This is a genomic window from Sphingomonas sp. ABOLG (genome assembly GCF_003950435.1).
In the GTDB taxonomy this organism is placed as follows: Bacteria; Pseudomonadota; Alphaproteobacteria; order Sphingomonadales; family Sphingomonadaceae; genus Sphingomonas; species Sphingomonas panaciterrae.
In genome coordinates, this window is record NZ_QQWW01000006.1 from 126,110 (window position 1) to 148,049 (window position 21,940).

At 67.0% G+C, this 21,940-nt stretch carries 21 protein-coding genes; 12 read left to right on the forward strand and 9 right to left on the reverse strand.

What is annotated here, in order from left to right; translation table 11 throughout:
- Positions 1 to 3: 3 nt before the first annotated feature.
- The 5 genes from egtD to CA236_RS09175 form a co-directional block, all read right to left on the reverse strand.
- The gene (egtD, locus tag CA236_RS09155; protein ID WP_125945363.1) at positions 4 to 981 is read right to left on the reverse strand and encodes an L-histidine N(alpha)-methyltransferase; all 978 of its coding nucleotides are present in this window, start codon (positions 979 to 981) and stop codon (positions 4 to 6) included.
- A gap of 60 nt (positions 982 to 1,041) precedes the next feature.
- Positions 1,042 to 2,295, reverse strand: coding sequence for an ergothioneine biosynthesis protein EgtB (gene egtB / locus CA236_RS09160; RefSeq protein ID WP_125945364.1), 1,254 nt, complete (start codon positions 2,293 to 2,295; stop codon positions 1,042 to 1,044).
- A gap of 155 nt (positions 2,296 to 2,450) precedes the next feature.
- Positions 2,451 to 2,687, reverse strand: coding sequence for a twin transmembrane helix small protein (locus tag CA236_RS09165; RefSeq protein WP_046409368.1), 237 nt, complete (start codon positions 2,685 to 2,687; stop codon positions 2,451 to 2,453).
- A 10-nt stretch (positions 2,688 to 2,697) separates the two neighbouring features.
- Positions 2,698 to 3,525: a tRNA glutamyl-Q(34) synthetase GluQRS gene (gene gluQRS, locus CA236_RS09170; RefSeq protein ID WP_125945365.1), complete on the reverse strand. Its 828-nt coding sequence runs from the start codon at positions 3,523 to 3,525 to the stop codon at positions 2,698 to 2,700.
- 66 nt (positions 3,526 to 3,591) lie between these two features.
- Entirely contained in the window at positions 3,592 to 4,395 is an 804-nt protein-coding gene (locus CA236_RS09175; RefSeq protein WP_125945366.1) for an enoyl-CoA hydratase-related protein, read from the reverse strand.
- A 99-nt stretch (positions 4,396 to 4,494) separates the two neighbouring features.
- On the opposite strand from CA236_RS09175, the gene CA236_RS09180 reads away from it, so the two are divergent.
- The 12 genes from CA236_RS09180 (at position 4,495) to CA236_RS09235 (ending at position 17,689) form a co-directional block, all read left to right on the forward strand.
- The gene (locus CA236_RS09180; RefSeq protein WP_125945367.1) at positions 4,495 to 5,064 is read left to right on the forward strand and encodes an HNH endonuclease; all 570 of its coding nucleotides are present in this window, start codon (positions 4,495 to 4,497) and stop codon (positions 5,062 to 5,064) included.
- A 23-nt stretch (positions 5,065 to 5,087) separates the two neighbouring features.
- Positions 5,088 to 5,501 carry a hypothetical protein gene (locus CA236_RS09185; protein ID WP_125945368.1) on the forward strand — a complete coding sequence of 138 codons (414 nt, stop codon included), beginning with the start codon at positions 5,088 to 5,090 and terminating at the stop codon, positions 5,499 to 5,501.
- 32 nt (positions 5,502 to 5,533) lie between these two features.
- Complete coding sequence (gene ppc, locus CA236_RS09190; protein ID WP_125945369.1) at positions 5,534 to 8,203, forward strand: phosphoenolpyruvate carboxylase; 2,670 nt, start codon at positions 5,534 to 5,536, stop codon at positions 8,201 to 8,203.
- A 100-nt stretch (positions 8,204 to 8,303) separates the two neighbouring features.
- Complete coding sequence (locus tag CA236_RS09195) at positions 8,304 to 8,999, forward strand: PepSY-associated TM helix domain-containing protein (RefSeq protein ID WP_241212588.1); 696 nt, start codon at positions 8,304 to 8,306, stop codon at positions 8,997 to 8,999.
- 18 nt (positions 9,000 to 9,017) lie between these two features.
- On the forward strand, positions 9,018 to 9,488 hold the full coding sequence (locus tag CA236_RS09200) for a DUF2271 domain-containing protein (RefSeq protein WP_125945371.1): 471 nt from the start codon (positions 9,018 to 9,020) through the stop codon (positions 9,486 to 9,488).
- Between the two features lie 11 nt (positions 9,489 to 9,499).
- A complete protein-coding gene (locus CA236_RS09205) occupies positions 9,500 to 10,363 on the forward strand; it encodes a DUF4198 domain-containing protein (RefSeq protein ID WP_125945372.1) in 864 nt (287 codons plus the stop codon).
- A gap of 16 nt (positions 10,364 to 10,379) precedes the next feature.
- A complete protein-coding gene (locus CA236_RS09210; protein WP_241212589.1) occupies positions 10,380 to 11,372 on the forward strand; it encodes an FAD:protein FMN transferase in 993 nt (330 codons plus the stop codon).
- 163 nt (positions 11,373 to 11,535) lie between these two features.
- The gene (locus CA236_RS09215) at positions 11,536 to 11,817 is read left to right on the forward strand and encodes a hypothetical protein (RefSeq protein ID WP_046409360.1); all 282 of its coding nucleotides are present in this window, start codon (positions 11,536 to 11,538) and stop codon (positions 11,815 to 11,817) included.
- An 85-nt stretch (positions 11,818 to 11,902) separates the two neighbouring features.
- A complete protein-coding gene (locus tag CA236_RS09220; protein ID WP_125945373.1) occupies positions 11,903 to 13,930 on the forward strand; it encodes an amidohydrolase family protein in 2,028 nt (675 codons plus the stop codon).
- A 90-nt stretch (positions 13,931 to 14,020) separates the two neighbouring features.
- Positions 14,021 to 14,605, forward strand: a complete 585-nt coding sequence (locus CA236_RS09225) for a GDSL-type esterase/lipase family protein (protein ID WP_125945374.1) — start codon at positions 14,021 to 14,023, stop codon at positions 14,603 to 14,605.
- 135 nt (positions 14,606 to 14,740) lie between these two features.
- Entirely contained in the window at positions 14,741 to 16,978 is a 2,238-nt protein-coding gene (gene katG / locus CA236_RS09230) for a catalase/peroxidase HPI (protein ID WP_125945375.1), read from the forward strand.
- Between the two features lie 120 nt (positions 16,979 to 17,098).
- A complete protein-coding gene (locus CA236_RS09235; protein WP_125945376.1) occupies positions 17,099 to 17,689 on the forward strand; it encodes an exopolysaccharide biosynthesis protein in 591 nt (196 codons plus the stop codon).
- Positions 17,690 to 17,710: 21 nt separating this feature from the next.
- Here CA236_RS09235 and CA236_RS09240 read toward each other — a convergent pair whose 3' ends face one another.
- The 4 genes from CA236_RS09240 to CA236_RS09255 are packed head-to-tail and all read right to left on the reverse strand — an operon-like array spanning position 17,711 to position 21,903.
- Entirely contained in the window at positions 17,711 to 18,001 is a 291-nt protein-coding gene (locus CA236_RS09240; RefSeq protein ID WP_125945377.1) for a hypothetical protein, read from the reverse strand.
- A 2-nt stretch (positions 18,002 to 18,003) separates the two neighbouring features.
- Complete coding sequence (locus tag CA236_RS09245) at positions 18,004 to 20,541, reverse strand: cbb3-type cytochrome c oxidase subunit I (RefSeq protein WP_125945378.1); 2,538 nt, start codon at positions 20,539 to 20,541, stop codon at positions 18,004 to 18,006.
- Positions 20,538 to 21,560: a cytochrome c oxidase subunit II gene (gene coxB / locus CA236_RS09250; RefSeq protein ID WP_125945379.1), complete on the reverse strand. Its 1,023-nt coding sequence runs from the start codon at positions 21,558 to 21,560 to the stop codon at positions 20,538 to 20,540. The genes CA236_RS09245 and coxB overlap by 4 nt, the downstream gene beginning before the upstream one ends.
- Positions 21,523 to 21,903, reverse strand: coding sequence for a c-type cytochrome (locus tag CA236_RS09255; RefSeq protein WP_241212590.1), 381 nt, complete (start codon positions 21,901 to 21,903; stop codon positions 21,523 to 21,525). Before CA236_RS09255 ends, coxB begins: the two co-directional genes overlap by 38 nt.
- Between the last annotated feature and the right edge of the window lie 37 nt (positions 21,904 to 21,940).

Genomic DNA, 21,940 nt, shown 5'->3' on the forward strand with positions numbered 1-21,940 from the left:
CGATCAGGGCGCGGGGCGTTCCGGCTGCGCCTCCGCAAGGATCACCGCGAACAGTCCGTCCGGATCGGTCCACTCCGCAACCGGCGTCCAGCCGCCGGCGCGCAGCAGGATACGGGCGTCGCGCGGCCCGTATTTGTGGCTGTTCTCGGTATGGATCGTCTCGCCGGCCGCGATCGTGAAGGGGCGGCCCTCCACCGTGAAGGCGGCGTCCTTGGTCGCCTCCAGATGCATTTCCACCCGCGCCCGATCATCGTTCCAGATCGCCCGGTGCCGGAAGGCGTCAAGCGGGATGGTGCCGTCCAGCTCGCGATTGATCCGGGCGAGCAGGTTGCAGTTGAACGCCGCAGTCACGCCCGCTTCGTCATCATAGGCACGCTCCAGCACCGCCTGATCCTTGATCCGGTCCATGCCGATCAATAGATGCGCGCCCTCACCCAGCGAGCCGCGCATTGCGCGCAACAGGTCCACCGCCGCCAGCGGGATCAGGTTTCCGATCGTGGATCCGGGGAAGAAACCGAGCTTGGGTGATGCCTCGGTCGTGCGCGGCAGCGTCAACGTGCGGGTAAAGTCCGCCTCGAACGGCAATACGAACAGCTCGGGATAGCGCGCTGACAGGTCACGCGCCGAATCGCGCAGGAAGTCGCCCGATATGTCGATCGGCACGTAAGCAGAGGAGCGGACCGCATCGATCACCAGCGGGGTCTTGGTCGATGAACCCGAACCGAATTCCACCAGCGCGGACCCCTCCGGGACACGTGCGGCCAGGTCGGCGGCTATGTCGCGGAGGATACCGGTTTCGGTCCGGGTCGGGTAATATTCCGGCAGCCGCGTAATGTCCTCGAACAGCTCCGACCCGCGCCGGTCATAGAACCACCGTGCTGGGATCGCCCGGGGGCGGCGTTCCAGCCCGCTGAGCACATCCGCGCGAAACTGCGGGTCCGTCAGCGAGGCTTGTCCGTCCTCCATTTCCGGCTTCAGCATCAGCGTCCCTTTCCGATCGATGTCGATGTGGCGCCACCACGGTGGGACGGCGCCTTGTCCTCAGAGGTCCTTCGCCAACCGGACGCCGGTGAATTGCCAGCGCTGGTGGGGGTAGAAGAAGTTGCGGTAGCATGCGCGAGCATGGCCGCGCGGCGTGGCGCAGGATCCGCCGCGCAGGACAAACTGCCCGCTCATGAACTTGCCGTTATATTCTCCCACTGCCCCATCGACGGGGGCAAAGCCGGGGTAGGGGCGATAGGCGCTGCCGGTCCATTCCCAGACGTCGCCGAAGAATGCCGGCCCCTCGGCGGACGGGCGCGGCTCCACCGGCCCGGCTTCGTCCATCTGGTTGCCGCCGGCGGGATCATGGCCCGTTGCTGCCGCCTCCCATTCAAATTCGGTCGGAAGCCGCGCGCCGGCCCAGCTTGCATAGGCATCGGCCTCAAAGAAGCTGACGTGTGTGACCGGCGCGGCCGGATCCACCGCACGCCGCCCGTCGAGGCCGAAGCGTGTCCACACGCCGTCGCGCTCTTCCCAGTAGAGCGGTGCGGTGATGGCCTCTCGCTGGACCCAGGCCCAGCCATCGGACAGCCACCAGCGCGGCTCGCGATAGCCACCATCGGCGATGAACTGCTGCCATTCGCCATTGATGACGGTGCGGCTGGCAATCGCATGCGGCGCAACCAGCGCGCGATGGCGCGGCCCCTCACAATCGAAGGCGAAACCGGCGCCGCCATGGCCGATCTCTACGATCGCTTCCTCCCGTTCGAGCCACTCGATCGCCGCGGGCATCGCAACGGGGACTTTTGGGGCGGCGGCCCATAGCGCCGGCTCGAGCGGGTTCTCGGCAAAGAGATGCAGGGTATCCGTCACCAGCAGCTCCTGATGCTGCTGTTCGTGGTGACAGCCCAGCTCAACAAGCGTGCGCGCCGCCGGCGAAAGGGTGGGAAGTGCGGCGACCACCGCATCATCCACGGCCGCGCGGTAGGTGCGCACCTCATCCAGCGTCGGCCGCGTCACCATGCCGCGGCGGCTGCGCGCATGGCGCCGTCCCTCGGCCTCGTAATAGCTGTTGAACAGGAACGGGAAGCGGCGGTCGTGCAGTCGATAGCCCGGCACATGGTCGCGCAGGACGAATGTCTCGAAGAACCAGCTCGTATGCGCCAGATGCCATTTGGCGGGCGAGGCATCGTCCATCGACTGTACGGTGGCGTCGGCGTCGCTCAACGGCGCCGCCAGCGCGTCAGTAAGCGCGCGAGTCGCCTTGTAGAACCCGGCGGTCGGGTCTTCGTCGGCTGCGTGTCGCACGTGCATCCTGTGCTCTCCCCAGTTCACGGCACGCATTCACGGCAGGCGATCAGCGCATGGATCAGAGGCGACAGGAATGGTTATCCCTGCCGCTAATCTGGATCAGGAGAAGGAACGAGCAACCGGCTTTTTTGTTCAACGCGCAGCGTTGAAGGCTCGCGTCAGTTGCGCCCAGCGGCGAACAACATGACCACGACGATCAGGATCGCGAGCGCCTGGAACAGGATGCGCTGTTGCATCATGCGGTTGGACTTCAGCTGGCTGGCGGTCGGCCCCGTCTGCCCGGTCCCCCGCGCCTCCGCGCTGGCGTTCTGCAGAAACGCGACAATGCCGCGGATCAGTGCGACGAGCGTCGCGATGAGCGCCGCGACCAGGAGGATGACCAGAAACGTCTGCATGCCACCCAATCTAGGTGGTGTGGAGGCCGTTGGGAACCCGCCCCGCGCGCAGACCGGCAGCAATGGCACGTCCATCCACGCCGCTCTCGCGCATCGCGGCCAGCGTCGGGGCACCGTGCCGCTTGGCAAGCCGCTGCCCGTCCTCGCCAGCGAGCAGGCCGTGGTGATGGTAATGCGGCGTCGGCAGGTCGAGCAACGCCTGCAATAGCCGATGGACATGGGTGGCCGCGAACAGGTCGCGCCCGCGCACCACGTCGGTCACCCCCTGCCACGCATCGTCGACGGTGACCGCCAGATGATAGCTCGCCGGCGCATCCTTCCGCGCTAGGACAACATCGCCGGCCGATAGAGGATCAGCGGGGATCGTCCGTTCCCCGTCGCGCCACTCCAGCGCCCCGGCCTGCGCGACCGCGCGCGCCATGTCGATGCGCCAGCAGAACGGTCGGTCGCTCGCCTCCTCCCGCCCGCGGCAGGTGCCGGGATAGACCGGCTCGGTACCATGCGGCGCGGAAAGGCTGGCGGCGGCGATCTCGGCGCGCGTGCAATAGCAACGGTAGAGCAGCCCCATCTCCCGCAGGCGATCGAGCGCCGCGGCATAAGCGGGCAGGCGATCGGACTGGTGCACGACCGGTCCGTCCCAACTCAGGCCCAGCCAGGTCAGATCGTCCATGATCGTCTGCACATGCTCGGGCCGGCTGCGCGTCCCGTCGATATCCTCGATTCGCAGCAGGAACCGGCCGCCGGCGTCGCGGGCAAGATCATGCGCCAGGATCGCCGACCATGCATGGCCAAGATGCAGGCGACCGGTGGGGGAGGGGGCGAAACGGCTGACGATCACGCCGCGCGATGTGCGTCGCTTCGCCCCGCTCGGCAACCCCGCCGTGTCCCTCTCGCGGTTCGGGTCTCAGCGTCCGCTGAACACCGGCTCGCGCTTCTCCATGAAGGCGGCGACCCCTTCCTTGTGATCCTCGGTCGCCATCAGCCGCCGGATCGTCTCGATCGCCCAGCCATCCAGGTCACGCGGATCGCCATAAGCGGCACGGCGCAGCCCTTCCTTCATGTAGCGCAGGGCAAGCGGCGGATTGGCGGCAATCCGGCCTGCCAGCGCGCGCGCCGCGGTCAGCAGTTCCTCATGCGGCACCACTTCGCGCACCAAGCCAATGCGATAGGCCTCGGCCGCGTCGATCACGTCGCCCGTGAACAGCAGCTCTGCGGCCTTGGCCGGGCCGACGATTGAGGGAAGGCGGTAAAATCCGCCCACGTCGCATACCAGGCCGCGCTTGATGAACAATTCGGCGAACTTCGCCTTTTCCGACGCTATGCGAATGTCGGCGTAGAGCGCCAATTCCATGCCCCAACCAACCGCGGCGCCGTTCACCGCGGCGATCACCGGCTTGTCGCATTCGAGCGCGGCGATAGCCGCGGGGGTGGGCTGGTACCGCACGATTGGCGGCGCCTTGCGCTTCGCAAACGCGTCCGGCCCGGCCATGATCTCGCCCACGTCATCGCCGGAGCAGAAGGCCGGGTCCGCCCCCGTGACGATCACGCAGCGCGCGTCCTCGTCGCTGACGGCGCGGCGGAAGGCCGCTTCGAGCTTGGCGTAAGCGTCCCAGTTCAGCGCGTTGCGCCGCGCCGGTCGGTTGAGCGTGATCGTGGCGATATGGTCGGCCACGTCATAGGTGACGCTCTCGCTCGTCTGGTCGTTCATTCGTCCTCTCCCCTTGACCCGGCTTTTCTCCGGCTGTCATCATGGCGTCATCGCGGGACGCGACACGGTCCGGCGACACGGTATCGAAGGGGAGCGCGCTTGTTCCATCCCGATCTGATCCGGCATCCGGACGCCTGCCCGGCGCTCGTGCTGAACGCCGATTACACGCCGTTGTCTTATTATCCGCTCAGCATCTGGCCGTGGCAGACTGCGGTCAAGGCCGTGTTTCTCGACCGCGTCGATATCGTCGCCCATTATGAGCGCGAGGTGCGCAGCCCCAACCAGACGATGCGCCTGCCGTCGGTGATCGCGCTGAAGCAATATGTGAGGCCGTCACAATTCCCCGCCTTCACCCGCTTCAACCTGTTCCTGCGCGATCGCTTCGCCTGCCAATATTGCGGCGGGCACCTGCGCGACCTGACCTTCGACCATGTCGTGCCGCGTGCGCAGGGCGGCCGCACGACCTGGGAGAACGTCGTCACCGCCTGCGCGCCGTGCAATCTGCGCAAGGGCGGGCGGACCCCCAAACAGGCCGGCATGCCGCTCCATATCGAACCGATCCGCCCGACCAGCTGGCACCTGCAGGAACATGGGCGAAGCTTCCCTCCCAACTATCTCCATGAGACATGGCACGATTGGCTCTATTGGGACGTTGAGCTCGAAGCCTGATCTTGAGGGAGGTTGATACGGCAATGCGATCATGGATCGTCGCCGCGGCGATTGTGCCGCTTTTTCTGGCTGCGTGCGGCGCGCGTGACGAGGATGAGGAAACGCCAGCGGCTGCGAATTACAGCCCTCCCACGGTCACCTCGCGGCTCGATTTCGGCAGCGAGATCGAACGGCGCTTCCATGACAATGACGTCAATCGCGATGACAAGATCACGCCTGACGAACTGCCGGAACGGTTGCGGCCGATGATCGCGCGCGGCGACAAGAACGGCGACGGCGCGCTTAGTGCAGAGGAATGGGGCAATTTGCTGCTCGACTGGTTCGATCGCAACGATCTGAACAAGGACCGCACCCTGACCAGCGAGGAGCGTGAAACCTATCGTGCGCAGCAGCGGGCGCGCCGTGCCGCTGCGGCACCTGACGGATCTGCGCGTTGACGATGGAAACCGGTGAGGCGCAGCAAGGCGAGATGAACGCATTACCCCCGGTCACGAACACTGACGATATCCGCTATCTCGGTCGCGTTCTCGGCGACGTCATTCGCGAAATGGGCGGCGAGCGGCTGTTCGAGGCGACCGAGGTAATTCGATCCGCGTCGGTCGACCGGCATCGCGGCGGTGGCCCGCCCGTGGATCACCATCTCGACGCGTTGTCGCTCGATGAGACGCTCGATTTCGTCCGCGGCTTCATGCTGTTTTCCATGCTGGCGAACCTCGCCGAGGACCGTCAGGGCGTCGCCGCGGAGGAGGGCGCCGACGTCGCGTCCGCGCTGCAGAAGCTCGCCGGGGAGGGCGTGGATCACGATCAGGTCTGCGCCCTGCTCGATCATGCGCTGATCGCCCCGGTCCTGACGGCGCACCCGACCGAGGTGCGGCGCAAGAGCATGATCGACCATCGCAACCGCATCGCCGCGCTGATGGCGCTGCGCGATGCCGGGGCGGAGGAAACCTCCGCCGGCGACCGGATCGACGAAGCGATCATGCGACAGGTCGCCTTGCTGTGGCAGACGCGCGTGCTGCGGCGCGAACGCCTGTACGTCACGGACGAGGTGGAAACCGCGCTCAGTTATTTGCGCGACGTGTTCCTGCCGGTCATCCCGGCGCTGTATCAGCGTTGGGACCGGGCGATGGGACGCCGCCTGCCGGCATTCCTCAAACCGGGAAGCTGGATCGGCGGCGATCGCGACGGCAATCCTTATGTGACCGCCGATTCGTTGCGCACGGCGCTGTCAAAGGCATCTGCCGCCGCGCTCGGCTATTATCTCGATGAACTGCACGCGCTGGGCACCGAACTGTCGATCTCGTCGGACCACGCGACGATTGATGAGGCGGTGATCGCGCTGGCGGAGGCAAGCGGCGATACCGGCGCCAGCCGCAGCGACGAACCGTATCGGCGCGCCCTGTCCGGAATCTACGCGCGGCTGGCTGCCACCTATCAGAAGCTGGTCGGAACGCCGCCGCCGCGCCCGGCTGCGCGTGTTGCCGAGCCTTATCCCGACCCGGCTGCCTTGCGCGCCGATCTCGTCACGCTCGCGCGCCCCTTGTCTGAAGGCGCTGGCGGCCTGCTCTCCAGCAGCGGCGCGATCGGGCGGCTGATCCGCGCGGTCGAGGTGTTCGGCTTCCACCTCGCGACGCTCGACCTGCGGCAGAACAGCGCAGTGCACGAGCGGGTCGTCGCCGAGCTGCTCAAGAACGCCGGTGTGTGCGACGACTATCTCGCCCTAGACGAGGCAGAGCGCGTTGCGATGCTCAATCGCGAACTCGCCAGCGCAAGGGGGCTCACCAGCCGCTTCATCACCTATTCCGAGGAAACTACCAAGGAACTGGAGATCGTTGCCGCGGTCGCCGAGGCGCATGCGACCTACGGGCCAGCGAGCATTCGCCAGTATATCGTGTCGATGTGCCAATCGGTCAGTGACCTGCTCGAGGTGCATCTGCTCTTGAAGGAAGCCGGGCTGTACGTGCCCGGCGATCCACCCCGCGCGGCGGTGATGGCGGTCCCGCTGTTCGAGACGATCGGCGATCTGGAAGCCGCGCCCACGATCATGCGTGCCTGGTTCGCCCTGCCGGAGGTGGCGGCGATCGCCCGGGGGCGCGGGCATCAGGAAGTGATGATCGGCTATTCCGATTCGAACAAGGATGGCGGCTATCTCACCTCTGGTTGGCAATTGTCCAAGGCTTCGACCGCGCTGAAGCCGGTGTTCGAGGCAGCTGGCGTGGGCATGCAATTGTTCCACGGGCGCGGCGGTGCGGTGGGACGCGGCGGCGGCTCGGCCTTTGCAGCGATTCGCGCGCAGCCGCCCGGCACGGTGCAGGGCCGCATCCGCATCACCGAACAGGGCGAGGTGATCGCCGGCAAATACGGCACGCGGGAAAGCGCGATCACCAATCTGGAGGCGATGACCTCGGCGACACTGCTCGCCAGCCTCTCGCCCGCGCCGCTGTCGAACACCGAGAATGAGACGTTCGCGGCGGCAATGGACACGCTTTCCGACACCGCGTTCCATGCGTATCGCGACCTTGTTTACGGCACTGAGGGCTTCAACGCCTTCTTCCGGCAGATGACGCCGATCGCGGAGATCTCCGGCCTCAAGATCGGCAGCCGTCCGGCCAGCCGCAAGAAATCGTCCCGGATCGAGGATCTGCGCGCCATTCCCTGGGTGTTCAGCTGGGCACAGGCGCGGGTCATGCTGCCGGGCTGGTACGGTGTCGGCCATGCGCTTGCGGCGTTTCAGGACAAGGCGCTGCTGGCCGACATGGCAGAGGGCTGGCCGCTGTTTGGCGCGATGCTCGCCAACATGGAAATGGTCCTCGCCAAGTCCGACATGGGCATTGCCGAGCGCTACGCCGGGCTGGTCGAGGACGAGAAGCTCGGTGCGCGGATTTTCGGCCGGATTCGTGACGACTGGCAGCAAACCTGTGATGGCTTGCTGGAGGTGACCGGCCAGTCCCGCCTGCTGGAAAAGCACCCGGCGCTCGACGCATCGATTCGCCTGCGACTGCCCTATATCGAACCGCTCAACCTGCTGCAGATCGAACTGATGCGGCGGCACCGTGCCGGCGAGGACGATCCGCGCATCGCGGAGGGCATCCTGCTGTCGATCAACGCCATCGCAACGGCATTGCGGAACTCCGGCTGACCGATTTGCTGTTGCGAATTATTCGCGACTGTCTTAGCGACGGCTCATCAGGCAATGGTGCCTCCCGAGCGGTGGAATGCAGGCAAGCGAGACGGACAGGGTGAGGGAGCGGCAACCGGCGCCGGCATGTGGCGGCGTCACGCCCGCGCCGCGCGGTACAGCCGGCCGTACCCGACCCCCTCGCCCGCGCAAGAAGGTCCGCGCATTCTGGCTGAAGCAGCTGCATACCTGGCACTGGGTGAGCGCAGCGGTGTCGCTGGCCGGCATGTTCCTGTTCGCGATCACCGGGATCACGCTCAACCATGCCGCCTCGATCGGCGCAGAACCGCAGGTGACGCAGGTGGAGGCAACACTGCCACCGCAGCGCCTCGCCGAACTGCGCGGCGACCATGCCGCAGCCGCGCCGCTGCCGCGCGCCGTGGCAGAGGCCGTGGCGTCAGCCGTGGCGCTCGATCCTGCCGGTCGTGCCGCCGAATGGTCCGATGACGAAGTCTATGTCGCCATGCCGGGGCCAGGCCGCGACGCCTGGGTCAGCATCGACCGGACGAGCGGGGCGATCACCGCGGAAACCACCTGGCGCGGCTGGACCTCCTACCTCAACGATCTACACAAGGGCCGCAACACCGGCGATGCCTGGTTCTGGTTCATCGACGCCTTCGCCGTGGTGTGCATCGTCTTCACCCTGACCGGGCTGCTGCTGCTCCAGCTTCACGCCCGTCATCGACCCTCCACCTGGCCGCTGGTGGCGACGAGTGTGATCGTCCCGCTGCTGCTGGCCGTGTTCCTGATCCACTGAGAGGAAGCCGCTAACCTCATGCGTCCTGTCTATCTCCTCGTCGCCGGCGCGATCAGCGCACCTGCGACCGCGCAGACCGTCAGCGTGGCCATTCCGCAGCTGAAAGTGGCCGAATATCACCGGCCCTATGTGGCGGGATGGCTTGAACCGGCCGCCGGCGGCCCGGCGCGCACGGTGTTCGTGTGGTACGACGTCAAGAAGGGCGGCGCGGAACCTGGCACCAAATGGCTGGCGGACCTACGCAGCTGGTGGCGCAAGGGTGGTCGCACGATGAAGCTGCCGGCCGACGGCGTAAGCGGCGCGACGCGGGCCCCGGGCACCTATCAGATCCCGCTGCCCAAGGGGCTGGCCGCAGGGCAATATGTGCTGAACGTCGAGGCTGCACGCGAGACGGGCGGTCGTGAGCTGGTCCGCGTGCCCATCACCATCCCGGGCAAGGGCGGCACTGCCAAGGGCAGCGCCGAGCTCGGCACCATCACCGTTCGTTGAGGAAGATCGCCATGCGTCTGAAGACCCTCCTGCTCGCCGCCGTCGGCGCCGCTAGCCTGGCCGCCCCGGCGATGGCGCACCGCCAGTGGTTGCTGCCGTCGACCACTACGTTGTCGGACACCAACCAATATGTGACGGTCGACGCGGCGGTATCGAACGACCTGTTCTACCCGGATCACGTCGCGATGCGCCCGGACCAGATAAAGGTCTGGGCGCCGGACGGCACCACCGGCACGATCGAGAATGCCGCCACTGGCCGTCACCGCACCACGTTCGACGTGAAGGTCGACAAGCCGGGCACGTGGAAGATCGGCACCGAAATGTCGTCGGTCATGGGCAGCTTCAAGCTGAATGACGAGGAATGGCGCGTCGGCGGCCGACGCGGTCCGCCGCCGGCTGCGGGTGCTGGTGCGCAAGCTCGTCCGCGGGTGCAAAGCGTGGCAACGCCGGCAGAAATCCCGGCCGGTGCGACCGACGTCAAGCTGACCGAGGTGTCGAGCCAGAACGCCACTTTCGTCACCGCCGGGCCGCCGAGCGAGACGGTGTTCAAGCCGACGGGTAAGGGGCTGGAGTTCCAGCCGATCTCCCATCCCGGCGCGCTCGTCGCGGACGAGGAGGGGCAGTTCCGCTTCCTCGTCGATGGCAAGCCGGCGGCCGGGGTGAAGGTGACGGTGGTGCCGGGATCGAAGAAGTTCCGCGAGGCGGAAGGCGCGCAGGAGCTGGTCACGGGTGCGGACGGCGTGCTGCGGGTCAGCTGGCCGGTGCCGGGCATGTACTGGCTGAGCGCGACGCTGACCGACGCCAACACGACCGTCCCGCGCGCGACCGAGCGGCGCATGACCTTCACCACGACGCTGGAGGTGCCCGCGCCCTGAGCGCGGCATCGCCGGCATGGTAGCTGACGCGCGTGCGGATCCGATCCGCTACGTCGTACCGCCGATCGACCCCGCGGCGCTGAGCCGCTGGGATCGATCGGCACGCGTCGTGGATCATGGCGGCGCTACCATGGGGACCCGCTGGCATATCCGCTATGCCGCGCCAGATGACGTCGTGGCCGAGCGGCTGTACGAGGCGATAGAACGGGTTTTCGCCGGCGTTATCAGCGACATGAGCCATTGGGCCGCGGATTCGCGGCTCAGCGCGATCAATCGGTCGGCGCCGGGTGAGTGGCATTCGATTTCGGACGAATTTGTAGAGGTGCTTGCCACATCATTGGAGGTGGCGGCGGCGTCGGGCGGTGCGTTCGATCCGGCGATCGGTAAGCTAGTCGAGCGTTGGGGACATGGGCCGGTGGCGGTGGATCGTCTGCCCACCGTCGACGAAATTGCCGCAGCGCGTGCCGGCGGGGGGTGGCGCCAGCTCGAGCTTGACCGGGCCGGGTGCCGGGTCAGGCGGCACGGCGAGGCGCGGCTGGACCTGTCCGGCATTGCCAAGGGGCATGCCGTTGACCGTCTTTCCAAGATATTGACAGAACACGGTATTTCCCACCAACTGGTCGAGATCGGCGGCGAGTTTGTCGGGCGCGGGTTGCGGCCTGACGGTGATCCCTGGTGGGTGGAACTGGAGACGCCGGGCGGCTGCGCGGCGCCGATCCGGGTGGCGCTTCATCAATGCGCAGTGGCGACGTCGGGTGATTATGTCCGGGGGCGGCATACGATCGACCCGCGGACGGGCTATCCGGTGGCGCATGCGCTGGCGGTGAGCGTGATCCATGACACGGCGATGGCGGCGGATGCGTGGGCGACGGCGCTGAGCGTCTTGGCGCCGGCGGAGATGATGGCGATGGCGACGCAGCGGGGGCTGGCGGTACGGGCGCTGACGCGGCGTGAGGGGCGGGTGGTGGAATGGCTGAGCCCGGCACTCCGCGCGATGATCGACGATTAGGCCGGCGCAAAACGGCCTCGATCACCGGAGCTTCGGCCTGCCTGCGGCGCTGAATCGGCGCACATTGGCCGCGCCCGCGGTCCTTGCGGCCAGATGTTCCGATGAACGATTCGGACCGTCCGTCCGCGCGGTGCGTTGACCCCCGTTAGCAACGGGAGGTGTTATGCAGATCGTGAAGCTGCCGGCCGGCGAGGCACCCCCGCCCGACACCGATTGCATCCGCATCCAGCAGCGCGACGATGGTCGTTTCCTGCTGGAAGGATCGGTGCTGTTCCGCTGCGGCGACGTGGATTCGGCCGAATCCGTCTCGCTGGTGGGTGGCGACACCTATGCCAGCTATGACGATGCGGAGGCCGCCGGGCTGGCCTGGGCCGACGATCACTGCGTCGAGACGCTGCATGTCGCGCGGTCGGCGGGGAGCGAGCCGTTGCCGGACGCGGCGTAAAACCGCCTGGCGGGATGCGCAAATCCCATATGTGACGCAACGACATATTGTTGCGCGTGAAGCGCCGCGACCGTAACGGTCGGGTATGAAGCTCCTGTCCTCTGCGGCCTTTGCTGCGCTCGCCCTGTGTCTTGCCACCAATGCCGCCGCGGAAATGCAGCGTTACAGCGTGATCTTCGGCGGCAAGACCGTCGGGCACCTCAACGCCGACGTCGAGGGTGACCGCACCGCGATCGATTTCGACTACAAGAACAACGGTCGCGGCCCGACGATGAAGGAGACGCTGCGGCTCGATGCGAACGGCCTGCCGGTGGCCTGGGACATTGCCGGGACGACGACTTTCGGATCGAAGGTCGAGGAGCATTTCGCGCGCAGCGGCAAGGGTGCGACCTGGACCGATGCGACGGGGAAGGGATCGGTCGCCACTGCGCCGGCGGGGGCGGTCTATGTCGCGCAGAGCGGCAGCCCCTGGTCGACGGGCCTCTATGCGCGCGCGATCCTGAAGACCGGCGGCACCACGCTGGCCGCGCTGCCGGGCGGCACGCTGACGCTGACCAAGGGCCAGACGCTGAACATGACCGGCGCGAACGGCCCGCTGAAGGTGACCGCCTATGACGTCGGCGGGATCGAGACCACGCCGGACACCATCCTGCTCGACGACAAGGGCGACATGTTCGCCGCGATTTCGCCGCGCCAGGTGATCGTGCGTGCGGGTTACGAGGGCGAGGCCGAGCGGCTGAAGACGCTGGCGGCGCAATGGTCGACCGACCGGTTCGTGGCGATCAACAAGAAGGTCGCGCATCGCTATGCCGGGCCGGTGCGAATCCGCAACGTGCGCGTGTTCGATCCCAAGGCGGGGACGCTGGGCAATCCGGTGTCGGTGCTGGTGTCGGGCAACAAGATCACCGCTGTCGAGCCGGTGGCCAAGACCGGCGCGGCGGGCGAGACGGTGATTGATGGCGCTGGCGGCACGATCGTCCCCGGCCTCTACGAAATGCACGCGCACACCGGGCAGGAAGGCGCGCTGCTGAACCTGGCCGCGGGCGTCACCACGATGCGCGACATGGGCAATGACAATGCCGTGCTCGACACGCTGGTGGAGCGGATCGACAAGGGCGTGATCGCGGGGCCGCGGATCGTGCGCGCCGGCTTCATCGAGGGGAAGAGCCCGTTCAGCGCCAACAACGGCATCCTGGTCAACAGCGAGGCGGAGGCGGTCGCAGCGGTCCGCTGGTACGCCGATCACGGCAAGTTCTGGGGCGTCAAATCGTACAACAGCATGAACCCGGCGTGGATTCCGGCGCTGGTGAAGGAGGCACATGCGCGCGGGCTGAAGGTCGCCGGGCACGTCCCCGCCTTCGCCACCGCGGACCAGATGATCGAGGCCGGGTTCGATGAGCTGACGCATATCAACCAGTTCATGCTGGGCTGGGTGATCAAGCCGGAGGAGGATACGCGCACGCTGTTCCGCCTGACCGCGCTGAAGCGGCTGCCCGCGCTCGATCTCAACAGCCCCAAGGTGCAGAAGACGATCGGCATGATGGTCGACCGCAAGCTGCCGATCGACGTGACGCTGGGCATCCACGAGAACCTGCTGCTCAACCGCGACGGGCAGATTGCGCCGGGGGCGACCGATTATGTCGATCACCTGCCGATCGGGGCGCAGCGCAGCCTGAAGCAGGCGTGGATTGATGCCAGCGCACCGGGCGACGATGCCGCCTATCGCGGCGCCTATGACAAGATCGTCGCGACGATTCGCATGCTGAACGAGCGCGGGGTGATGATCGTGCCGGGGACCGACACGGGCGGTTCGTTCACGTTTCACCGCGAGCTGGAATTGTACCAGAAGGTTGGCATGACCCCGGCGCAGATCCTGACCCGCGCCTCGTGGGACATGGCGAAATACCTTGGCCAGGACGCGACGCTGGGTTCGGTTGAGCCGGGCAAGCTGGCCGATTTTTTCCTGGTGCCGGGTGATCCGACCAAGGACCTGAAGGCGATCAAGCGGATCGCGATGGTGGTGAAGGACGGCACCTTCTTCTACCCGGCGGAGGTGTACCCCGAGTTCGGGATCAAGCCGTTCACGCCCAAGCCGGCGATCACCAGCAACTGATCGTTGTTCCTGCCGCGCGCCATGCCGAGGGGGCGGCGCGCGGCAGGGGCTGCGGTGACATTGGCCGGGCGGCCCCTATCTTAAGCGGCGATGCCAGCCGAACCACCGTATCTCCTCGCCTTTGGTGACAGCCTGATCGCCGGTTACGAGCTGGCGGCCGATGATGGTCTGGCCGCGCAGCTGCAACGCGGGCTGGCCGGGCGCTTTCCGGGGGCGCGGGTGCTGAATGCCGGCGTGTCGGGCAACACGACCGCCGACGCGCTGCGCCGATTGCCGCGCGTGTTGGCCGCGATGCGCGCGCCGCCCGACCTGGCGATCATCCAGATCGGCGCCAACGACGTGCTGCGGGGCGTGCCGCCGGGCGAGACGCGCGCGAACCTCGACGCGATGCTCACCGAACTGGGGCGGTGCGGCATTCCGGTGCTGCTGACGACGATCGATCCCCCGGCGCTGATCCGGGCGCGGGCGGAGCCCTACCTTGGCGTGCATGGCGCAGTGGCGGCGCGGCATGGCGCGGCGGTGAGCGACTTCTTTCCCGCCGGGATCATGGGACGCGCCGACATGGTGCTGCCCGATCGCGTCCATCCCAACGCGCGGGCGATCGCGGCGGTGGCGGCGCATCTGCTGCCGACGATCGAGGCATTGCTGGCGCGCAGCGCGGCGGACGCGGCCTGATCGATCATCGGCAATTTTGCACAAGGATCGCTTATTGATCGATTTCGCCTGTCGTACTGACGAATTTATGTCGCTTCCATCACCGCGCGATCGGCCTAGTCTCCTCGCTGATAATCGCGACGAGAGGAACACGACATGGACGCACCCACCAGTGGCTGCCCGGTTACCGGAAGCCCGCTGAGCGATCATTCGAAGGAGCCGGCCGCGCTGCGCAAGCTGCTGGGGCGCACCAACCGCGACTGGTGGCCGAATCAGCTGTCGCTGGAAATCCTCCAGCAGGATGGCCTGTCGGGCAATCCGATGGGCGACGATTTCGATTACGCCGCCGAGTTCAAGACGCTCGACCTGGAAGCGGTGAAGGCCGATCTTCGCGCGCTGATGACCGACAGCCAGCCGTGGTGGCCGGCAGATTACGGTCACTATGGCCCGTTCTTCATCCGCATGGCCTGGCACTCGGCCGGCACGTATCGCACCGGCGACGGGCGCGGCGGTTCGTCCTCGGGCGCGCAGCGCTTCGCGCCGCTCAACAGCTGGCCGGATAACGGCAACCTCGACAAGGCGCGGCGCCTGCTGTGGCCGATCAAGCAGAAATACGGTCGCAAGCTGAGCTGGGCGGACCTGTTCATCCTGACCGGCAATGTCGCGATCGAATCGATGGGCGGCCCGGTGTTCGGCTTTGGCGGCGGGCGCGAGGACGTGTTCGAGCCCGAAAAGAGCATCTATTGGGGGACCGAGGAGGAATGGCTCGGCCAGACGCGGATCGACGAGAAGTCGGGGCTGGCGCTGGAGAACCCGCTGGCGGCGATCCAGATGGGCCTCATCTACGTCAATCCCGAAGGGCCGGGCGGCGAGCCTGATCCCAAGGGGTCGGCGCGCGACATCCGCGAGACGTTCCACCGCATGGGCATGAACGACGAGGAAGTCGTCGCGCTGACCGCCGGTGGCCATACCTTCGGCAAGGCGCATGGCGCTGGTGATGCGAAGCTGGTCGGCGCGGAGCCGGAAGGCGCGGACATTGCGCAGATGGGCCTCGGCTGGGCCTCCACCCACGAGACCGGGATGGGCGATCACACGATCACCAGCGGGATCGAGGGCGCGTGGACGCCGACGCCGATCCAGTGGGACATGACCTATTTCGAGATGCTGCTCGACCACGATTATGAGCTGGTGAAGAGCCCGGCCGGGGCGTGGCAGTGGCAGCCGGTGGGCAACCCGCCCGAGACGCTGGCGCCCAAGGCGCATACGCCGGGCGTCAAGGTGCCGACGATGATGACCACGGCCGACATGGCGATGAAGGTCGACCCCAAGTATCGCGAGATTTCCGAGCGGTTCCGCAACAACCCGGACCTGTTCGCCGACGCCTTTGCCCGCGCCTGGTTCAAGCTGTGCCACCGGGACATGGGGCCGAAGATCCGGTATTTGGGATCGGACGTGCCGGCGGAGGACCTGATCTGGCAGGATCCGATCCCGAAGGCCGATTACGCCCCGATCGATGCCGCGGACGTCGCGGCGCTGAAGAAGAAGATCGCCGACGCTGGCCTGTCGACGAGCGAGCTGGTGAAGACGGCCTGGGCCTCGGCCGCGACCTATCGCCAGTCGGACCATCGCGGCGGCGCCAATGGCGCGCGAATCCGGCTGGAGCCGCAGCGCAACTGGGACGTCAACGAGCCGGAGAAGCTGGCCCGCGTGCTCGACGTCTATGAGCGCATCAAGGCGGACTTCGACGGCAGCGCGAGCGGCGGCAAGAAGGTGTCGATCGCGGACCTGATCGTGCTGGGCGGCAGCGTGGGGGTCGAGCAGGCGGCGAAGGCGGCCGGCCATGACATCGAGGTGCCGTTCACCCCAGGGCGTACCGATGCGACGCAGGAGCAGACCGATGCGGCGAGCTTCGACGTGCTCGAGCCCAAGGCGGACGGTTTCCGCAATTACCTGCAGGTGCGGTTCAACGTGCCGACCGAGGAGCTGCTGGTCGACCGGGCGCAGCTGCTGGGGCTGAGCGGGCCGGAGATGACGGTGCTGGTCGGCGGGATGCGGGTGATCGGCGCCAACCATGGCGATACCGATCATGGCGTGCTGACCGAAAAGCCGGGGCAGCTGACGAACGATTATTTTGTCAACCTGCTCGACATGGGCACGGCGTGGAAGGAAGTCGATGAAACGGGCGACGAGCTCTACATCGGCACCGATCGCGCGACCGACGAGCCGCGCTGGAAGGCGACGCGGACGGACCTGGTGTTCGGCGCCAATTCGCAGCTGCGTGCGCTGGCCGAAGTCTATGCCTGCGACGACGCCAAGGAGAAGTTCGTCAAGGACTTCATCGCGGCGTGGACCAAGGTGATGGAGGCCGATCGCTTCGACCTGAAGTACAAGTGATCGCAGGCTGAGCGACGACAAGGGGCCGCGGCATCCACGGGTGCCGCGGCCCTTTTTCTTTACCTATGTTGGACCGTTACGGTGGCGGAACCGTGAGCCGCGTCGCGCCGTTCACCGGCGATGGCAGATGAACCCCATAGCGTCGGCGATATCCTGGACCGGCTGGACGAACTAGCGAACGAGAAGGACGAGGTATCGCTGGGGCAGACGATCGAGGCGTTCGGCAATCGCAGCTATGCGCCGTTCCTGGTCATCCTGCCGCTGATCGACATATCGCCGGTGGGGTCGATCCCCGGCCTGCCGACGCTGCTGGCGCTGGTGATCGTGCTGACCGCGGGGCAATTGCTGTTCGGGCGCAAGCATATGTGGCTGCCGGGATTCCTCGCCAACCGATCGCTCAAGTCCGAAAAGGTCGCCAAGGCGGTGAAGAAGCTGCGCCCGGTGGCCAAGCGGATGGACAAATGGTTTCACGGGCGGCTGCCCGCGCTGACCCAGGGGCCGATGGTGCGGGTGGCGGCGGCGGCGATCATCATGCTGACGCTGTCGGTGCCGCCGCTGGAGCTGTTGCCGATGGCGACGACCGCGCCGATGGCGGCAATCGCGGCGTTCGGCATGGCGTTGCTGGTCAAGGACGGGCTGCTGATGATTGTCGCCTTTGTCGCGGCGGCGGGGGCGATTGCGGCGGCGGTCGGCCTGTGGGGTTCGCGCTGACGCCCGGAGGGCGAACCCGGGCTAGACGAGCAGCGCGGGCAGCCCCTGCCACAGCACTGCGACCAGCGAGAGGCCAGCGCCGCCCAGCGCGATCCAGCGCATCCAGTCGCTGAACGAATCCTGCGTGCCGGCGCGCGCCTGCCGGAGCCGCGCGATCAGCCAGCCGTCCGCCGCGAGGCACGCCAGCGTCATCATCACCGTCAGGATGCGCGCGATGTCGGTGGTCAGGAACACGCTGGCGACGATGTAGACGGCGAAGAAATGCACCGCCCAGACGATCATCCCGCCGAGCATCCAGGCCCAGGCGCGCATCGTCAGATCGTGCCCGGGAAGAGCCGCGCGAGGAGCGCGATGACGCTGCCCTGCGCGGCGGTGTAGCACATGAACATGACGGTGAGGTCCATCGAGTTGTTGCGCGGGCGGACGATCAGCGCGCGGCTGTTGCGCGCCGCCATATAGCCCGCCATCAGCACGCTGATCGCGACGATCAGCCCCTGCAGCGTCTGGAAGGCATAGACGATCGCGCCCTGGCCGCTGGCGGTGGGCCACAGGCCGTGCGCCGTCCAGTTCCAGCAATCGACGCCGAAGCCGATCGCGAGCCCGGCCGCCGCGCAGCACAGCAAGACGCCCGGCGTCCACAATTCGGTCTTCTCGCGCGCCAGCATGTAGCGGGCGAGCAGCGCGAAACCGGCGCCGCCGCCATGGCCGAGCAGGATCGGGAGCAGCCATACGGGATCGGGCGCGGCGATCCAGAATTGCGGGTGGATGCCGTAGAGATAGAAGAAACCGAAGATCGCCATGACGAACATCATGCCGATGACGATCAGGAGGATGATCATCGCCCACCAGCCGTGGGTGCGCGGGCCGGTGGCATAGGTCGGCAGCATGATGCCGGCGCCGACATCGACCTTCTTCTCGGGCACCAGCCGATCGGTGTCCCACAGCCAGCGCAGGATGCAGGCGACCGCCAGGATGCCGCTGACGAAGGAGATGAAATAGGCCTGCACCGTCAGGATCAGGAAGAAGCCGGCGGTGAAGATCGCGCCCAGCAGCGGCCAGGGCGAGGGGGTGGGGAGGATCTGCACATATTGCGGCTCGGCGCGCAGCGGGCTGGTGATGATCGTTTCGCGCAGGCCGGTCGCGGAGCCGGGGAGGAAATAGCGGCCCTCGTCGACATCCTCGGCCAGCTTCGGATCGTCCCACAAGGGATAGCGGCTCTTGATCACCGGGATGCTGCGGGTGGAGAACAGCCCGGTGGGGAGCCATTCCAATGTGCCGCCGCCATAGACGTTGCCCGCGTCATGATCGGTGGTGAAGCGCATGTTGCGCGCGCAATCGATCAGGAACAGCAGCACGCCCGCGCCGAACAGGAAGGCGCCGACGGTCGAGATCATGTTGGTGAGATCCCAGTCGCGGCCGGGGAGATAGGTATAGACGCGGCGGGGCATGCCCATGAAGCCGGTGAGGTGCATCGGCAGGAACGTCACCTGCATGCCGATGAACATCAGCCAGAAAATCCATCGGCCAAGCCGTTCCGACAGCGGACGCCGGCTGGTCATCGGCGTCCAGTAATAAAGCGCGGCGAAGAAGGGGAAGACCATCCCCCCGATCAGCACGTAGTGGAGGTGCGCGACGATGAAATAGCTGTCGTGCGCCTGCCAGTCGAACGGCACCATCGCGACCATGACGCCGGTCAAGCCGCCGATGACGAAGGTGATGAGCCCGCCGAGCAGGAACAGCGTCGGCGTGTTGTAGCGCGCGCGGCCGATCGCAAAGGTCGCGATCCAGGAGAAGACCTGGATGCCGGCGGGGACGCTGACCGCCATGCTGGCGGCGGAGAAGAAGCTGACCGACAGCGTCGGCATGCCGGTGGTGAACATGTGGTGCGCCCACACGCCGAAGCTGATGAAGCCGGTGGCGAGGAAGGCCAGCACGACGAGATTGTGCCCGACCAGCCGGGTACGCGCGACGGCCGCCACCACCATCGAGACGAGGCCCGAGGCGGGGAGGAAGATGATGTACACTTCCGGGTGGCCGAAGAACCAGAACAGGTGCTGCCACAGCAACGGATCGCCGCCGCGGGTGGAATCGAAGAACGGCCAGTTGAACGCGCGCTCCAGCTCCAGCAGCAGGGTGCACAGGATCACCGAGGGGAAGCCGATGATGATCATCACCCCGAACACCAGCATCGCCCAGGCGTAGATCGGCATTTTCGCCAGCGTCATGCCGGGCGCGCGGGTGCGCAGCACGCCGACGATGATCTCGATCGCGCCGGCGATGGCGGAGATCTCGATGAAGCCGATGCCCAGCAGCCAGAAATCGGCGTTGATGCCGGGCGAATAGGTGGTGCTGGTATAGGGCGGGTACATGAACCAGCCGCCGTCGGGGGCAAGGCCGACGAACAGCGAGGCGAAGAAACACAGGCCGCCCACGGCATAGGCCCAGAAGGCATAGGCCGAGAGGCGCGGGAACGGCAGGTCGCGCGCGGCCAGCATCTGCGGCAGCAGCAGCACCGCCATCGCCTCCATCGCCGGCACCGCGAAGAGGAACATCATCACCGTGCCGTGCATGGTGAAGAACTGGTTGTAGGTTTCCTGCGGCAGCACGCCCATCAGCGGCAGCGCAAGCTGTACCCGCATGACCAGCGCCAGCACGCCGGCCAGGATGAAGAAGGCGAAGGCGGTCGCGACGTAATAGAAGCCGATGTAATTGTTGTTGACCGCGGTCAGCAGCTCCCAGCCCTTGGGCTTGCACCAGATCCGTTCGAGCTCGGCGCGCTCCCCGGCCGGTCGCTCCCCCTTGGTCGGGAAGCGATCGTAGAGCGACGTGTCGAAGCCGGTTTCCGAGGTCACTTCTGCGCCTGCATGTAATCGGCCAATGCCTGAAGATCCTCACCGGGCAGCATCGTGTAGGGCGGCATGCGGTTGCCCGGCTTGATCGCCTGGCTGTTGCCGATCCAGCCGATCAGCGTGCCGCGATTGTTCGGCAGGATGCCCGCGCCGAGCGACTGGCGGGTGCCGATATGGGTAAGGTCGGGGCCGGCGAGGCCGTTCGCCTGCGTCCCCGCGACACGGTGGCAGGCGGCGCAGCCGGTGGACTGGAACAGCTGCGCGCCGCGGCTGACCGATGCGGGCGTCGCCGTGGCGGGGGCGGCCTGTTGCAGACGCTGCTTGCGGGCGGCGAGCCAGCGGGCGAAATCGGCCGGTTCGTGCGCGACGACGACAAAGCCCATCAGCGCGTGCGGACCGCCGCAATATTCGGCGCATTGCCCACCATAGACGCCGGGCTTGTCGGCCTGGATCTTCATCACGTTGCGGCGGCCGGGGATCATGTCGAGCTTGCCCGACAGGCGCGGCACCCAGAAGCTGTGGATGACGTCGTTCGATTCGAGTTCGAGCAGCACGGTGCGGCCGGTGGGAATGTGCAGTTCGTTGGCGTCGCGCAGCTGCGGCTGGCCGTTGTCGCCCAGGTAATCGACGCGCCACCACCACATTTCGCCTGTGATTCGCGCCTTCATCGCCACCGGGCCCGGCGGGGCGGTGAGATTGCGGGTGAGCGTCAGGCCATGGACCAGCAGCACGCTGAGCACGACGACGGGGAAGGCGATGCCGCCGATCCAGATCGCCTTGCTGCCGCCCAGCCGCTCACGCAGCCGATCCTTGCCGAACAGCGCGATCCACAAGGCGACGAGGACGACCAGCAGGACGCCGACGCCCATCGCGAACAGGATCCACGACAGGGTGGAGATCGAACCCGCGAACGGCCCGGCGGGATCGAGCACGGGCGGCGGCCAGCCGGCGAGGCTGTTCGCCAGACCATCGACGGGGCCGGCGTTACCGGGAGCGGAGGGTGTAGAGGTAGGCGGCGACATCGCGCGCTTCCTTCTCGCTGAGCGGCATGGCCGGCATGGTGGTTCCCGGGACGAGTTCGGGTGCGCGGCGCACGAAATGCGCCAGCACGTCGGGGCGGTTGGGGAGGCGGCCGGCGATCATGCCCTGATCGCCGAAACTGTCGAGCGCGGGGCCCAGTTCGCCCTTCGGCCAGCTGAGCCCGGGGATCGAATGACAGGATCCGCAGCCGACGCGGCGGATCGCGGCGAGGCCGGCGGCGGGATCGGCCTGTGGCATATGCTGGCGCTCGTCAGGTGGCGGCTTGCAGGCGCCGACGGGCAGCGCAAGCGCAAGCAGCGGCAACAGGGCGCGAAGCGTCGGCAATGATCCCCCTTCATGGCCCGGCACGAACCGGTGCCGG

Coding starts and splice junctions, on each gene's coding strand:
- egtD (WP_125945363.1), bottom strand. CDS start 981: ATGCTGAAGCCGGAAATGGAGGACGGACAAGCCTCGCTGACGGACCCG.
- egtB (WP_125945364.1), bottom strand. CDS start 2,295: ATGCACGTGCGACACGCAGCCGACGAAGACCCGACCGCCGGGTTCTAC.
- CA236_RS09165 (WP_046409368.1), bottom strand. CDS start 2,687: ATGCAGACGTTTCTGGTCATCCTCCTGGTCGCGGCGCTCATCGCGACG.
- CA236_RS09175 (WP_125945366.1), bottom strand. CDS start 4,395: ATGAACGACCAGACGAGCGAGAGCGTCACCTATGACGTGGCCGACCAT.
- CA236_RS09185 (WP_125945368.1), top strand. CDS start 5,088: ATGCGATCATGGATCGTCGCCGCGGCGATTGTGCCGCTTTTTCTGGCT.
- ppc (WP_125945369.1), top strand. CDS start 5,534: ATGAACGCATTACCCCCGGTCACGAACACTGACGATATCCGCTATCTC.
- CA236_RS09200 (WP_125945371.1), top strand. CDS start 9,018: ATGCGTCCTGTCTATCTCCTCGTCGCCGGCGCGATCAGCGCACCTGCG.
- CA236_RS09205 (WP_125945372.1), top strand. CDS start 9,500: ATGCGTCTGAAGACCCTCCTGCTCGCCGCCGTCGGCGCCGCTAGCCTG.
- CA236_RS09210 (WP_241212589.1), top strand. CDS start 10,380: ATGGTAGCTGACGCGCGTGCGGATCCGATCCGCTACGTCGTACCGCCG.
- CA236_RS09215 (WP_046409360.1), top strand. CDS start 11,536: ATGCAGATCGTGAAGCTGCCGGCCGGCGAGGCACCCCCGCCCGACACC.
- CA236_RS09220 (WP_125945373.1), top strand. CDS start 11,903: ATGAAGCTCCTGTCCTCTGCGGCCTTTGCTGCGCTCGCCCTGTGTCTT.
- CA236_RS09225 (WP_125945374.1), top strand. CDS start 14,021: ATGCCAGCCGAACCACCGTATCTCCTCGCCTTTGGTGACAGCCTGATC.
- katG (WP_125945375.1), top strand. CDS start 14,741: ATGGACGCACCCACCAGTGGCTGCCCGGTTACCGGAAGCCCGCTGAGC.
- CA236_RS09235 (WP_125945376.1), top strand. CDS start 17,099: ATGGCAGATGAACCCCATAGCGTCGGCGATATCCTGGACCGGCTGGAC.
- CA236_RS09240 (WP_125945377.1), bottom strand. CDS start 18,001: ATGCGCGCCTGGGCCTGGATGCTCGGCGGGATGATCGTCTGGGCGGTG.
- coxB (WP_125945379.1), bottom strand. CDS start 21,560: ATGTCGCCGCCTACCTCTACACCCTCCGCTCCCGGTAACGCCGGCCCC.